This is a genomic window from Kitasatospora sp. NPDC058218 (assembly GCF_042882445.1).
Lineage (GTDB): Bacteria > Actinomycetota > Actinomycetes > Streptomycetales > Streptomycetaceae > Kitasatospora.
In genome coordinates this window covers 90,383-103,625 of the sequence record NZ_JBHVWC010000002.1, presented here as the reverse complement: position 1 = coordinate 103,625, position 13,243 = coordinate 90,383, and the positions used below count along the sequence as shown (strand labels likewise).

General features: G+C 69.9%; 12 protein-coding genes. 6 read left to right on the top strand and 6 right to left on the bottom strand.

The window, feature by feature from the left end; genetic code table 11:
* Positions 1 to 55: 55 nt before the first annotated feature.
* Both trpD and ACFVYI_RS01460 read right to left on the bottom strand, forming a co-directional pair.
* Positions 56 to 1,132 (bottom strand): anthranilate phosphoribosyltransferase, encoded by a 1,077-nt coding sequence (gene trpD, locus ACFVYI_RS01465; RefSeq protein ID WP_387880211.1) that lies wholly within the window; start codon positions 1,130 to 1,132, stop codon positions 56 to 58.
* Between the two features lie 124 nt (positions 1,133 to 1,256).
* On the bottom strand, positions 1,257 to 1,682 hold the full coding sequence (locus tag ACFVYI_RS01460; RefSeq protein WP_387880210.1) for a hypothetical protein: 426 nt from the start codon (positions 1,680 to 1,682) through the stop codon (positions 1,257 to 1,259).
* Positions 1,683 to 2,077: 395 nt separating this feature from the next.
* Here ACFVYI_RS01460 and ACFVYI_RS01455 point away from each other — a divergent pair, with 395 nt between their 5' ends.
* The 5 genes from ACFVYI_RS01455 to ACFVYI_RS01435 all read left to right on the top strand — a co-directional run bounded on the left by ACFVYI_RS01455 (position 2,078) and on the right by ACFVYI_RS01435 (position 6,926).
* On the top strand, positions 2,078 to 2,698 hold the full coding sequence (locus tag ACFVYI_RS01455) for a heme-copper oxidase subunit III (protein WP_073923280.1): 621 nt from the start codon (positions 2,078 to 2,080) through the stop codon (positions 2,696 to 2,698).
* Between the two features lie 187 nt (positions 2,699 to 2,885).
* Positions 2,886 to 3,695, top strand: a complete 810-nt coding sequence (locus tag ACFVYI_RS01450; RefSeq protein WP_387880207.1) for a c-type cytochrome — start codon at positions 2,886 to 2,888, stop codon at positions 3,693 to 3,695.
* An 8-nt stretch (positions 3,696 to 3,703) separates the two neighbouring features.
* Positions 3,704 to 4,762, top strand: a complete 1,059-nt coding sequence (locus ACFVYI_RS01445) for a Rieske 2Fe-2S domain-containing protein (protein ID WP_387880204.1) — start codon at positions 3,704 to 3,706, stop codon at positions 4,760 to 4,762.
* Positions 4,759 to 6,423 carry a cytochrome bc complex cytochrome b subunit gene (locus ACFVYI_RS01440; protein WP_387880201.1) on the top strand — a complete coding sequence of 555 codons (1,665 nt, stop codon included), beginning with the start codon at positions 4,759 to 4,761 and terminating at the stop codon, positions 6,421 to 6,423. Before ACFVYI_RS01445 ends, ACFVYI_RS01440 begins: the two co-directional genes overlap by 4 nt.
* Positions 6,424 to 6,542: 119 nt before the next feature.
* Entirely contained in the window at positions 6,543 to 6,926 is a 384-nt protein-coding gene (locus ACFVYI_RS01435) for a GntR family transcriptional regulator (RefSeq protein WP_387880198.1), read from the top strand.
* A gap of 66 nt (positions 6,927 to 6,992) precedes the next feature.
* Here the strand turns inward: ACFVYI_RS01435 and ACFVYI_RS01430 are convergent, their stop codons facing one another.
* The 4 genes from ACFVYI_RS01430 to coxB all read right to left on the bottom strand — a co-directional run bounded on the left by ACFVYI_RS01430 (position 6,993) and on the right by coxB (position 11,465).
* Complete coding sequence (locus tag ACFVYI_RS01430) at positions 6,993 to 8,255, bottom strand: Ig-like domain-containing protein (protein WP_387880195.1); 1,263 nt, start codon at positions 8,253 to 8,255, stop codon at positions 6,993 to 6,995.
* A gap of 167 nt (positions 8,256 to 8,422) precedes the next feature.
* Positions 8,423 to 8,839: a cytochrome c oxidase subunit 4 gene (locus ACFVYI_RS01425; RefSeq protein ID WP_387880192.1), complete on the bottom strand. Its 417-nt coding sequence runs from the start codon at positions 8,837 to 8,839 to the stop codon at positions 8,423 to 8,425.
* The gene (gene ctaD, locus ACFVYI_RS01420) at positions 8,839 to 10,614 is read right to left on the bottom strand and encodes a cytochrome c oxidase subunit I (protein ID WP_387880189.1); all 1,776 of its coding nucleotides are present in this window, start codon (positions 10,612 to 10,614) and stop codon (positions 8,839 to 8,841) included. The genes ACFVYI_RS01425 and ctaD overlap by 1 nt, the downstream gene beginning before the upstream one ends.
* Positions 10,611 to 11,465, bottom strand: a complete 855-nt coding sequence (coxB, locus tag ACFVYI_RS01415; protein ID WP_387880186.1) for a cytochrome c oxidase subunit II — start codon at positions 11,463 to 11,465, stop codon at positions 10,611 to 10,613. Before coxB ends, ctaD begins: the two co-directional genes overlap by 4 nt.
* A gap of 362 nt (positions 11,466 to 11,827) precedes the next feature.
* Here coxB and ACFVYI_RS01410 point away from each other — a divergent pair, with 362 nt between their 5' ends.
* On the top strand, positions 11,828 to 13,240 hold the full coding sequence (locus ACFVYI_RS01410; protein WP_387880183.1) for a cysteine desulfurase/sulfurtransferase TusA family protein: 1,413 nt from the start codon (positions 11,828 to 11,830) through the stop codon (positions 13,238 to 13,240).
* The last annotated feature ends 3 nt before the right edge of the window (positions 13,241 to 13,243 follow it).

Below are 13,243 nucleotides of genomic sequence, written 5' to 3'. Positions count from 1 at the left end.
CGGAGGGTGCGCGAAGGCCCGCGGGGGGTGTCCCCCGCAGGCCTCAACTGTCGGTTCATGACCTGGTGGTGGCCTCCGACCAGCGGCGGAGCAGGTCCTGGGCGGCGCCCGAGTCGATGGCCGCCGCGGCCCGCTCCATCCCGGCCGCCAGTTGCTCGGCGAGCGGTGCGTCGGTGAGGTCCAGCGCCACCAGCGCCGTCGCCGTGTTCATCAGGACGGCGTCCCGCACCGGCCCGCGCTCGCCGGCCAGCAGCCGGCGCGCGACGTCCGCGTTGAAGGCCGGGTCGCCGCCGCGCAGTGCCTCGATGCCGGTCAGCTCGATGCCGACCTCGCGCGGGTCGAAGGAGGTCTCGGTGACCTCGCCGTCGCGCACGATCCAGATCCGCGAGGTGGTGGTGATGGTCAGCTCGTCCAGGCCGTCGTCGCCGCGGAAGACCAGCGCGGTGGATCCGCGCCGGGCCAGCACTCCGGCGATCAGGGAGGCCAGCCGGGTGTCGAAGCAGCCGATGGCGTGCGCGGTCACCTTGGCCGGGTTGGTCAGCGGGCCGAGGGTGTTGAACGCGGTGGGCACCCCGAGGCCGCTGCGGGCCGGGGCGGTGTGCCGCATCGCGGGGTGGAACTTGGCCGCGAAGCAGAAGGTCAGCCCGACCTCCTCGGCGACCTCGGCGACCCGTCGGGCCGAGAGGTCCAGATTGACGCCGAGCTTCTCCAGCACGTCCGAGGAGCCGCTCGCCGAGGAGGCGGCCCGGTTGCCGTGCTTGACCACCTTGGCGCCGGCCGCCGCGGCGACGATCGCCGACATGGTCGAGATGTTGACGGTCTTCGCCCGGTCGCCGCCGGTGCCCACGATGTCCACCGCCGGGCCGGGGATGGAGAGCGGTTCGGCGTGCGCGTACATCGAGTCCACCAGGCCGACGATCTCGTCGACCGTCTCGCCCTTGGCCCGCAGGGCGACCATGAAGCCCGCCATCTGCACCGCGGACGCCTCGCCGCTCATGATCCGGTCCATCGCCCAGGCGGTGTCCGCCCGGCTCAGGTCCTCGCCCCGCAGCAGTGCCGAGAGGATGTCCGGCCAGGTGCGGACCACCTGCACGGGGTCCTTGCCGCCGTTCGCAGGGTTCACGTTCACCATGGCTGACTCCAGCTCTTGTCGGTTCCCCGAGGGGATGTCCGTAAGGATGGAGCCAGCCTATCGAGCGGCGGGACGCCACCGCCCCGCCGCGGCCTTCACTTCTCTCGTACTGAGACGCGCCCCTCTACCGGGCGGCCGGCGCCCGCTTCGCCAAGCGGGCCCGGAGCAGGGCGGCGGCCGCCTCGGCCAGCGCCACCGGGTCGACCGGGTGGGAGATGGCGGCATCGGCCCGGCTCCAGGCGGCCAGCCAGGAGTCCTGCGGCCGGCCGATCAGCACCAGCAGCGGCGGGCAGCCGTAGATCTCGTCCTTCAACTGCCGGGCGAGCCCCAGGCCGCCGGCCGGCACCGCCTCGCCGTCCAGCACGCAGAGGTCCACGCCCCCCTTCTCCAGTGCCTTCAGCACCGCGGGGGTGGTCGCGCACTCCAGGTAGGTCAGCTCCGGCAGATCCTCGGCGGGCCGGCGGCCGAGGGCCGTCAGCACCTGCTCGCGGGTGTTGCGGTCGTGGCTGTAGACGAGAACGGTCAGCGTCTCGTCGGTGGTGTCCGCCATGGGCCCTGCTCCCTCAAGTGTGATCCGGACCACGTTCGCCTCAACCCGGATGCTACTCCCGATCACCGCCCGCCGAGCCACTCCCGCGCGATCCATCTCAAGCCGCCGCGCCCACGACTCACCCGCTCGGAGGACAGCTCGTCACCCCCGGCGGCGCGGTCCACCCGTACGGCCGACGCAACGGCCGATCCCTTACTCCCGACCGCCCCCGAAGGGGTGGAGCGACACGCGGGGCAACAGGGTCGAAGGCGCCTTCGAGGAACCGTCAGAAAAGGGACACGCCGCTGCTCAGCCGCCATCCGGACCCCTCGACGGCCGTCACCGGGGCATACCGCACGCACCGGACACTCCGAGGGAGACCCCCCGGCGTGAAGACGGAATAAGGGACCGACATAATGTCCGTCGTGGCGACAGCAACAGCAGTAGAAACCGGGCACGCGCACGGATCGGTCAACCGGCCGAACATGGTCAGCGTCGGAACGATCGTCTGGCTCAGTTCCGAGTTGATGTTCTTCGCGGCCCTCTTCGCGATGTACTTCACGCTCCGCTCCGTCAAGGGAGCCGAGTTCTGGAGCGAGAAGGCGCACGCCCTCAACGTGCCCTTCTCCTCGGTCAACACCACGATCCTGGTGCTCTCCTCTCTCACCTGCCAGCTCGGCGTGTTCGCTGCCGAGCGCGGGGACGTGAAGAAGCTCCGCTCGTGGTTCGTCATCACCTTCGTGATGGGCGCGATCTTCATCGGCGGCCAGATCTTCGAGTACACCGAGCTGGTCAAGAAGGACGGCCTCTCGCTGTCCTCCGACCCGTACGGCACGGTGTTCTACCTGACCACCGGCTTCCACGGTATGCACGTGACGGGTGGTCTGATCGCCTTCCTGCTGGTCCTCGGACGGACGTACGCAGCCAAGCGCTTCACGCACGAGCAGGCCACCGCCGCCATCGTGGTGTCGTACTACTGGCACTTCGTCGACGTCGTGTGGATCGGCCTGTTCGCGACCATCTACCTGATCAAGTAACCAGCTGATCAGGTCGCTGGCCACCGGCCCCGGGTCCCGCCCTCACCGGCGACGGCCCGATTTGCCGGTGCCTACGCTCCCAACCGACCGACCGCGCGCGCAGCCCTAGACAGGCCGCCTCGTGCCGGCCAGACCGGCCGCCGGGTGCACCCACCAGTCGACCAGATCCTGACACCGGGGTTATTCCGTGAAAAAGCTCTCCGCACGACGGCGCCACCCACTGGCGGCGCTGGTCGTCCTACTTCTCGCCCTGGCGGCAACCGGGGGGCTGTACGCCGCGTTCGCGCCCGCCGACAAGGCGCAGGCCGACGTCGCCGCGCAGTCGCTCGCGATCGATGAGGGCAAGAAGCTCTTCGCCGTGGGCTGCTCCTCCTGCCACGGCCTGAACGGCCAGGGCAGCAGCGACGGTCCCAGCCTGGTCGGCGTCGGCTCCGCCGCAGTCGACTTCCAGGTCGGAACCGGCCGCATGCCGGCCCAGCAGCCCGGCGCCCAGGTGCCGGCCAAGAAGAACATCTACGCGCAGGCGGAGATCGACCAGCTCGCCGCCTTCGTGGCTTCGCTCGGCCCCGGCCCGGTGATCCCGACCGAGGAGCAGTACACCTCGACCAACCCCGAGGACCTCTCCAAGGGTGGCGAGCTGTTCCGCACCAACTGCGCCCAGTGCCACAACTTCGCCGGTCAGGGCGGTGCCCTGACCAAGGGCAAGTACGCCCCGTCGCTGGAGGGTGTGGACGCCAAGCACATCTACGAGGCCATGCAGACCGGCCCGCAGAACATGCCGTCGTTCCCGGACACCACCATGCCCGAGGAGCAGAAGAAGCAGATCGTGGCCTTCGTCCGCCACACCACCAACGATGAGCCCAACCCCGGCGGTCTCACGCTCGGCAGCCTCGGTCCGGTGACCGAGGGTCTGTTCGGCTGGATCTTCGGTCTCGGCACGCTCATCGCGGTCGCGATCTGGGTCGCCGCCCACACCACCAAGGCCAAGAAGTCATGAGCCACGACATGTCAGAAGAGAAGCTCCCGGAGTCGCACGGCTCCGCCGGGCACCACGAGGTGGCCGCCCACGGCGATCCGTTCGCCGACCCGGGCCTGCCGGCCCACGAACCGCGTCGCACCGACATCGACGAGCGGGCCGCCAAGCGGGCCGAGCGTCAGGTCTCGCTGATGTTCGTGGTCTCGATGCTCGCCACCGTGGGCTTCATCGCCTCCTACGTGGCCATCGACCCGGACAAGATCGTCTTCATCTGGCCGCTGGGCCACATCAGCGCGCTGAACTTCGCGCTGGGGATGACGCTCGGCGTCGCGCTGTTCTGCATCGGCGCGGGCGCGGTCCACTGGGCCCGCACGCTGATGTCGGACCACGAGATCCCGGCCGAGCGCCACCCGATCGAGGCCGACGACGAGGTCCGCGCGGACGTCATCGAGCAGTTCAGGACCGGCGCCGCCGAGTCCGGCTTCGGCCGCCGCAAGATGATCCGCAACACCCTCATCGGTTCGATGGCGCTGGTGCCGCTCTCCGGCGTGGTGCTGCTGCGCGACCTGGGGCCGCTGCCCGAGGACAAGCTGGCGCACACCGGCTGGCGCGAGGCCACCGATGCCAAGCCGCTGCAGCTCATCAACATGAACACCAACCTGCCGATGAAGGCCGAGGACCTCATCGTCGGCTCGCTGACCTTCGCCATGCCGGAGGGTCTGAGCACGCACGACGAGGACTTCCAGCAGCAGATCGCCAAGGACGCCCTGATGCTGGTGCGCATCGCACCGGAGGACATCAAGGACAACGAGTCCCGGGAGAAGGGCTTCGAGGGCATCCTCGCCTACTCCAAGATCTGCACCCACGTCGGCTGCCCGATCAGCCTGTACGAGCAGCAGACCCACCACGCGCTCTGCCCCTGCCACCAGTCGACCTTCGACCTGGCGGACGGCGCGCGCGTCATCTTCGGCCCGGCCGGCCACCCGCTGCCGCAGCTGAAGATCACCACTGATGAGAAGGGCTTCCTGATCGCCACCGGCGACTTCGACGAGCCCGTCGGCCCGAGCTACTGGGAGCGTGCTCGATGAGTAGCGCGAGCAGCACCACCTCCGGTGCCGCCAAGCCCGCCGGCAGCACGCGTGCCAAGCCCGCCAACAAGTGGGAGCAGGCTGCTGACTGGACGGACGGCCGGCTGGGGATCTACTCCCTCGCCAAGGCCAACCTGCGGAAGATCTTCCCGGACCACTGGTCCTTCATGCTGGGCGAGATCTGCCTCTACACCTTCGTCATCATCATCCTGACGGGTGTCTACCTGACGCTGTTCTTCAAGCCCAGCATGGGCGAGGTCATCTACGACGGCTCGTACGTCCCGCTCAAGGGCATCCCGATGTCCGAGGCGTACGCGTCGACGGTGGACATCAGCTTCGAGGTCCGCGGCGGTCTGCTGGTCCGCCAGATCCACCACTGGGCCGCGCTGGTCTTCGTGGCGGCGATGCTCGTGCACATGCTGCGCGTGTTCTTCACCGGCGCGTTCCGCAAGCCCCGTGAGATCAACTGGGTCTTCGGCTTCCTGCTGCTGGTCCTGGGCATGTTCGACGGCTTCTTCGGCTACTCGCTGCCCGACGACCTGCTCTCCGGCACCGGCATCCGGTTCATGGAGGGCGCCGTCCTGGCGACTCCGCTGATCGGCACCTACATCCAGATGTTCCTGTTCGGGGGCGAGTTCCCCGGCCACGACATCGTGCCGCGGTTCTTCACCATCCACGTCCTGCTGATCCCGGGCATCATGCTCGGCCTGCTGGTCGCGCACCTGATCCTGGTCTTCTACCACAAGCACACCCAGTGGGCGGGCCCGGGCAAGACCGAGAAGAACGTCGTCGGCATGCCGCTGATGCCGGTCTACATGGCCAAGGCCGGTGGCTTCTTCTTCCTCGTCTTCGGTCTGATCGCGGTCATCTCCGCGGTCGCCTCGATCAACCCGATCTGGGCGTACGGCCCGTACCGCCCCGACCAGGTGTCCACGGACGCCCAGCCGGACTGGTACATGGGCTTCTCCGAGGGCCTGATCCGCATCATGCCGGGCTGGGAGATCGGCCTCTGGGGCCACACCCTGAACCTGGGTGTGTTCATCCCGCTGATGGTGGTCTTCCCGCTGGTCCTGGTCTCCATCGCGGCCTACCCGTTCATCGAGGGCTGGGTCACCGGCGACAAGCGCGAGCACCACATCCTGGACCGCCCGCGCAACGCCCCGGTCCGCACCGCGCTGGGTGCCGCCTGGATCAGCCTGTACCTGGTGCTGCTGGTGGCCGGTGGCAACGACCTGTTCGCCACCCACCTGCACCTGTCGCTGAACGACGTCACGTACTTCGTCCGGGTCGGCTTCTTCGTGATCCCGGTGCTCACCTTCATCATCACCAAGCGCTGGTGCCTCGGCCTCCAGCGCCGGGACAAGGAGAAGGTGCTGCACGGCCGCGAGACGGGCGTCATCAAGCGCCTGCCGCACGGCGAGTTCATCGAGGTGCACGCGCAGCTGCCGCAGGGCGAGCTGCACAAGCTCACCGCGCACGAGCAGCAGCAGCCGTTCGAGCTGCCGGCCGAGACGGACGAGAACGGCGTGGCCCGCAAGGCCGGCATTCTCACCCGTACCCGGGCGAAGGTCTCCCGCGGTTACTTCGGTGAGGGCAGCCAGATCCCCAAGCCCACCGCCGAGGAGCACCACGAGATCACCAGCGGCCACGGCCACCACTGATCCCGTACGCACCCCCGCGTCACCCCCGAGGGCCGCTGACCAGAGTTCTTCCTGGTCGGCGGCCCTCGGGCTTTCCCCGTCCGCACGTCCCACCGCGCGTCCCACCGTCAGGAGCCCTCGTGGAGCTGTCCGTCGACCCCGCCGCCGCCACTCCCCCGTACGAGCAGATCCGCGAGCAGATCGCCGAGCAGGCCCGCACCGGCGTACTGCCGACCGGGCTGCGGCTGCCCACCGTCCGGGCCCTGGCCGAGCGGCTCGGACTGGCCGCCGGAACGGTGGCCCGGGCCTACCGCGAGCTGGAGGCGGACGGGGTGGTGGAGACGCACGGCCGGCGCGGCACCCTGATCGCCGCCACCGGCGACACCGCGCACCGGCTGGCCGCCGCCGCGGCCACCGAGTACGCCGAGCGGGTCCGGCGGCTCGGGGTGCCGGCGGCGGACGCCCTGGCGGCCGTGGCGACCGCGCTGCGGCTGGCCCCGCAGGGGCCCGGTCAGGAGGGCTGAGCGGGCCTGCGGGGCCGGGAGGGGCGGCAGGGGTCGGGAGGGGCCGCCGGGGGCCGGGAGGGGGTGTCAGATCTCCGGGCGGATCATCCCGGTGGCGGGGGCCCGGGAGGCCGGCGGCGTGGTGCTGAGGGGCTGTCCGAGGGCGCTGTGCTTGACCCAGTCGGTCCAGGAGACGTTCCAGTCCCCGAAGCCGTTGCCGAACGGCTCCATGCTCGAACCCTGGCTGTTGACCACCGTGACCAGGTCGCCGACCCGGGTGTTCTGGTAGAACCACTTGGCGTTCTCGGTGCTCATGCCGGTACAGCCGTGGCTGACGTTCGCCACGCCCTGCGAGCCCACCGACCAGGGGGCGGCGTGCACGTACTCACCGCTCCAGGTCACCCGGGTGGCCCACTCGACGTTCAGGTCGTAGGCCTCCGAGCTGCCGGAGGCTATGCCGATCGTCTCGCCGCTCATCCGCACCTGGCGCTCCTGGCCGAGCACCACCTTGACGCCGTTGCGGGTGTCGAAGCCGGGCTTGCCGGTGGTCACCGGTATGGTCCGGACGACCTCGCCGCCGCGGGTCAGGGTCAGCTCGTGGGTGGCGGCGTCCACCACCGACTCCACCCGCTCGCCGATCCGCAGCGACAGCGCGGAGCGGTCGCCGCCGTACAGGCCGTCCGCGATCCGGCTGCCGGTGCCGTCGAAGACGAGGCTGACGGTGGTGCCGGTCGGCCAGTACTCCGCCGGCCGGAAGTGCAGGTTCTTGTCGTCCACCCAGTACCAGCCGCCGGTGACGGCGGGCTGCGAGGTGACGGCGAGGGATCGCTCCACCTCCTGGCGGGCCTGCGGGTCCTTCACCGCCTCGGAGAGCTGGACGGTGAGCGGCTGGCCGACCCCGTAGAGGCCGGTGCCGGAGGAGTCCGGGCCGAGCTTGGCGGTGAGCAGCCGCTGTCCGGCCAGCGTGCTGAACCCGGCCGTGGTGTCGCCGCGGCCGCCCTTGCCGTCGTCGGCGGCGATCCGGACGGTGTACGCGGTGGCCGCCTTCAGCCGCCCGGTGGTCTGCCAGCTGAGCTGGTCCGCCGAGAGCTGTCCGGCCACCACCCGGCCGTCCGGGCCGACCACCGTGACGTCGGTGAGCCGGCTGCCCGGGACGGCGGTCACCGTGACGGGCTGGGACGGATCCACCGTTCCCTCGGCCGACACGTGGACCAGCGGGGCCGCGTCGACCCGGTGGACGCCGCCCGAGGCGTCGTCCTCACCACCGGACGAGCAGGCGGCCAGCGGGGCCAGCACTGCGAGAGCCAGCGAGATGGTGCCTATACCTGCGATACCGCGCCTGTCGGCCATGACCGCCTCCGAGGGGTCGCACGATTGATCAGATCGTAGGAACGGAGAGCGGAGGAGCGACATCCGAGCGACCCCCCGTTGGACCAGGGGGGTGAGGCCGTCACTCCGGGGACGCAAAAGGGCCGGGCATCCCGTGCGGGATGCCCGGCCCTGTGCGAGGGGGAGGCCTACTGGTTCTGGTTCTCGCCCCGGTAGAACTCGAAGACCCAGCCGAACAGGCCGATCAGGATGATCGGGATCGACCAGTAGAGCAGCCACCAACCGAAGATCACGCCCATGAAGGCGAGCGCGCCACCGATCGCCAGCGAGAGCGGCTGCCAGCTGTGCGGGGCGAAGAAGCCCTGCTCGCCGGAGTCGTCCGCGACCTCGGCCTCGGGGTTGTCACCCGCGCCGCTGTCCACCCGGCGGGCGGTGAAGGCGAGGTAGTACCCGATGAAGGCGCAGAGGGCGAAGGCGAGGAACAGCGCGGTGGTACCGGCTGCCTCCACCCCGAGGTCGGAGTGGTTGGTCCAGACGCCGTAGGTGATCGCCATCGCGAGCACGAAGACCGCGAGGCCCAGGAAGATCTTGCCCTGTTCCTTCATCAGGCGTCGCCTTCCTTCTTGCCCTTGTCCAGCTGCGGGGCGTCGTACTTGGCCGGGGTCACACCGGCGAGGTGCTTGGCCGGCTCACCGTGGTTCTCCAGGTAGTCCAGCGCCGCGATCTCCGGGTGGTGGAGGTCGAAGGCCGGGGATTCGGAGCGGATCCGGGGCAGCGTGAGGAAGTTGTGCCGCGGCGGCGGGCAGGAGGTCGCCCACTCCAGCGAGCGGCCGTAGCCCCACGGGTCGTCCACCTCGATCTTCTCGCCGTACTTGGCCGTCTTCCAGACGTTGTAGAGGAACGGCAGGATCGACAGGCCGAGCAGGAACGAGCCGATGGTCGAGACGGTGTTCAGCGTGGTGAAGCCGTCCGCGGCCAGGTAGTCGGCGTAGCGGCGGGGCATGCCCTCCGCGCCGAGCCAGTGCTGCACCAGGAAGGTGGCGTGGAAGCCGATGAAGAGCGTCCAGAAGGTCATCTTGCCGAGGCGCTCGTCCAGCATCTTGCCGGTCATCTTCGGCCACCAGAAGTGGAAGCCGGCGAACATCGCGAAGACGACCGTGCCGAAGACCACGTAGTGGAAGTGGGCGACGACGAAGTACGAGTCCGAGACGTGGAAGTCGATCGGCGGGGAGGCGAGCAGAACACCCGTCAGACCACCGAAGAGGAAGGTGACCAGGAAGCCGACCGTCCAGAGCATCGGTGTCTCGAAGCTCAGCGAGCCCTTCCACATGGTGCCGACCCAGTTGAAGAACTTCACACCGGTCGGGACCGCGATCAGGAAGGTCATGAAGGAGAAGAACGGCAGCAGCACTTGGCCGGTGACGTACATGTGGTGGGCCCACACCGTCACGGACAGACCGGCGATCGCGATGGTGGCCGCGATCAGGCCGGAGTAGCCGAACATCGGCTTGCGGCTGAAGACCGGGATGATCTCCGACACGATGCCGAAGAACGGCAGCGCGATGATGTACACCTCGGGGTGGCCGAAGAACCAGAAGAGGTGCTGCCAGAGCAGCGCTCCACCGTTGGCCGGATCGAAGACGTGTGCCCCGAATTTGCGGTCCGCCTCCAGGGCGAACAGCGCGGCGGCCAGCACCGGGAAGGCCAGCAGGACCAGCACGGCGGTCAGCAGGACGTTCCAGACGAAGATCGACATCCGGAACATCGTCATGCCGGGCGCGCGCATGCAGATGATGGTGGTGATGAAGTTGACCGCACCGAGGATGGTGCCGAAGCCGGAGAAGGCCAGGCCCATGATCCACATGTCGGCGCCGATGCCCGGCGAGCGGACGGCGTCCGACAGCGGGGAGTAGGCGAACCAGCCGAAGTCGGCCGCACCCTGCGGGGTGACGAAGCCGGCCACCGCGATGGTCGAGCCGAACAGGTACAGCCAGTACGCGAACATGTTCAGACGCGGGAACGCCACGTCCGGGGCGCCGATCTGGAGCGGCATGATCCAGTTCGCGAAGCCGGCGAAGAGCGGGGTCGCGAACATCAGCAGCATGATCGTGCCGTGCATCGTGAACGCCTGGTTGAACTGCTCGTTCGACAGGATCTGGGTCCCGGGACGAGCCAGCTCGGCGCGCATGACCAGGGCGAGGATGCCACCGATCAGGAAGAAGGCGAACGACGTGCCCAGGTAGAGCGTGCCGATCGTCTTGTGGTCAGTGGTGGTCAGCCACTTGATGATGGTCGAACCCGGCTTCCGGGTCCGCTGCGCCCCGACCGTGACGGCCCCGGCGCCCCCGCCGGCCGCGGCGGGCTCGTTGAGGATGGTCACTTCTCTTCACTTCCCATGGTCGTGATGCCGGAGGGCACCGCGCCGGTCTGGCCCTTGGCCCGGAGGTCCGCCAGGTGCTTGTCGTACTCGGCGCGGTCGACGACCTTCACGTTGAAGAGCATGCGCGAGTGGTCGACGCCGCAGAGCTCGGCGCACTTGCCCATGTACTCGCCCTTGACGTTCGGGGTGACCTCGAACTGGTTCACCACGCCCGGGACGACATCCATCTTCATCAGGAAGTTGACGGGCCAGAAGTCGTGGATGACGTCACGCGAGGTGAGGACGAACTTGACCGACTCGTTGACCGGCAGGTACAGGGTCGGCACCTCCTTGGGGGTGCCCACGTCGTACGCGGCGTCCTTGTTGGCCGGGTCGGGGTGCTCGGTGTTCTCGTAGTTGAACGCCCAGCTCCACTGGAAGCCGACCACGTTGACCGTGTGCTGCGGCTTCTCGGAGACGGAGATCAGCCTCGACTCGTCGCGGGCGACGAAGTAGAAGAGCACCGACACGATGATGATGGGGACCGCGGTGTAGAGCGCCTCGATGGGCACGTTGTACCGGGTCTGCGGAGGGATCTGCACGCCGGAGCGGCTGCGCCGGTGGAAGATCACGCTCCAGAGGATCAGACCCCACATCAGTGCGCCCACTGCCAGAGCCGCGATCCAGGAGCCCTGCCACATGTGGAGGACCAGTGGCCCTTCCTCGGTGACGGGGCTCGGGAGGCCAAGCCTGGGGAGGTCATTGGCCGAGCAGCCGGTAGCGGTCGCGATGACGAGGCCCAGTGCCAGCGCCTGAGGCAGCTTCCGCCGCATCGTGCGCCGCGGCGAGCGGTCGGAGCCGTTGGGACTCACGTAGCGCCTTCCCGAAGTCTCGCCCGCCTTCGCGTCGCCCCGCGGAGGATTGTGAGCCTCCCCGGCGACCCGTCCACGGGCACGGTTTGAATGCTTATGCGGGCCAAACCCTACTCCAGCCTTATGCGCTGCTGACGGGCAGGTCCCGGTAACGCGCCGCCCGGTCGCCCGATCAGGCCCCGCAAGGGCTGCGCCGCAGGTCATCGTAGGCATTAGAGGTCCGTTCGCCCGATCGGGGGATGAGCTCGGACAACGTGGGTGACGGTTCGTCGGACGCGGACGAATCGGACATTCGGGTTGATCGACTGACGGCCGGTAAGCAGTGACCGGAGGCCTGAAAGCGCCCGGGAGTGTCGTTAAATGTGACCGTGTACTTCGATGTGGCGTCCACGGCCCCGCTCCACCCCGTCGCGCGGCAGGCACTGACCGCCGCCCTGGACGAGGGGTGGGCCGATCCCGCACGGCTCTACCGCGCCGGGCGGCAGGCCCGGATGCTGCTGGACGCCGCCCGCGAGACGGTCGCCGAGGTGCTCGGCACCCGGGCCGACGAGATCTCCTTCACCGCCGGCGGGACGCAGGCCGTCCAGCTGGGCATGCTCGGCGCGCTGGCGGGCCGCCGGCGCCACGGCGCGCACCTGGTGCACTCCGCGGTCGAGCACTCCAGCGTGCTGCACACCGCGGAGCGGCACGAGGCGTCCGGCGGGGAGGCCACCGTGGTGCCGGTCGACCGGTACGGGCGGGTCGCGCCGGAGGGGTTCGCCGCCGCGCTGCGGCCGGACACCGCGCTCGCCGTGCTGCAGTCGGCCAACCACGAGGTGGGCACGGTGCAGCCGGTGGCCGAGGTGGCCGAGCTCTGCGGTGACGTCCCGCTGCTGGTGGACGCCGCGCAGAGCGCCGGGCGGGTGGACGTCCCGGGCGGCTGGTCGCTGCTGACGGCCAGTGCGCACAAGTGGGGCGGCCCGGCCGGGGTCGGCGTCCTGGCGGTGCGCAAGGGGGTCCGGTACTCCTCGCCGCTGCCGGCCGACGAGCGCGAGGGCGGCCGGGTGCCCGGCTTCGTCAACGTCCCGGCGATCGTGGCCGCGGCCGCCTCGCTCCGGGCGGTACGGGCCGAGGCCGAACGGGAGAACGCCCGGCTGCACGCGCTGGTCGAGCGGATCCGGGCCCGGGTGCCGCGGTCCGTGCCCGAGGTGGAGGTGGTCGGCGACCCGGTGCGGCGGCTGCCGCACCTCGTCACCTTCTCCTGCCTGTACGTCGACGGCGAGGTGCTGCTGACCGAGCTGGACCGGGCCGGCTTCGCCGTCTCCTCCGGCTCGTCCTGCACCTCCTCCACCCTGACGCCGAGCCATGTGCTGGCGGCGATGGGCGTGCTCACCGAGGGCAACGTCCGGGTCTCGCTGCCGTTCGGCGCGGCCGAGGCCGACGTCGAACGGTTCCTCACGGTGCTGCCGGAGGTGGTGGCCCGGGTCCGCGCCCCGCTCGGGCTGGACCTGTCGCTGCCGGAGCCGGTACCGGCGGGCCGACCGGCCCCGGTGACCGACGCCCTGGTGGTCGACGCCCTCGGCAAGCGGTGCCCGCTGCCGGTGATCGAACTCGCCAAGCGGATCGGCGAGGTGCCGGCCGGCGGGACGGTCGCGGTGCTGGCCGACGACGAGGCGGCCCGGCTGGACATCCCCGCCTGGTGCGGCATGCGCGGCCAGGAGTACCTGGGCGAGGCCCCGGCCGCCGACTTCGGCGGCGACCGGGGCTCGGCCTACCTGGTGCGGCGCACCGCCTGAGCG

Bases quoted from the DNA above. Each gene is read 5' to 3' on its own strand.
- ACFVYI_RS01430 (WP_387880195.1), bottom strand. From the start codon at position 8,255: ATGGCCGACAGGCGCGGTATCGCAGGTATAGGCACCATCTCGCTGGCT.
- ACFVYI_RS01460 (WP_387880210.1), bottom strand. From the start codon at position 1,682: ATGGCGGACACCACCGACGAGACGCTGACCGTTCTCGTCTACAGCCAC.
- ACFVYI_RS01445 (WP_387880204.1), top strand. From the start codon at position 3,704: ATGTCAGAAGAGAAGCTCCCGGAGTCGCACGGCTCCGCCGGGCACCAC.
- ACFVYI_RS01440 (WP_387880201.1), top strand. From the start codon at position 4,759: ATGAGTAGCGCGAGCAGCACCACCTCCGGTGCCGCCAAGCCCGCCGGC.
- trpD (WP_387880211.1), bottom strand. From the start codon at position 1,132: ATGGTGAACGTGAACCCTGCGAACGGCGGCAAGGACCCCGTGCAGGTG.
- ACFVYI_RS01455 (WP_073923280.1), top strand. From the start codon at position 2,078: ATGTCCGTCGTGGCGACAGCAACAGCAGTAGAAACCGGGCACGCGCAC.
- ACFVYI_RS01425 (WP_387880192.1), bottom strand. From the start codon at position 8,839: ATGAAGGAACAGGGCAAGATCTTCCTGGGCCTCGCGGTCTTCGTGCTC.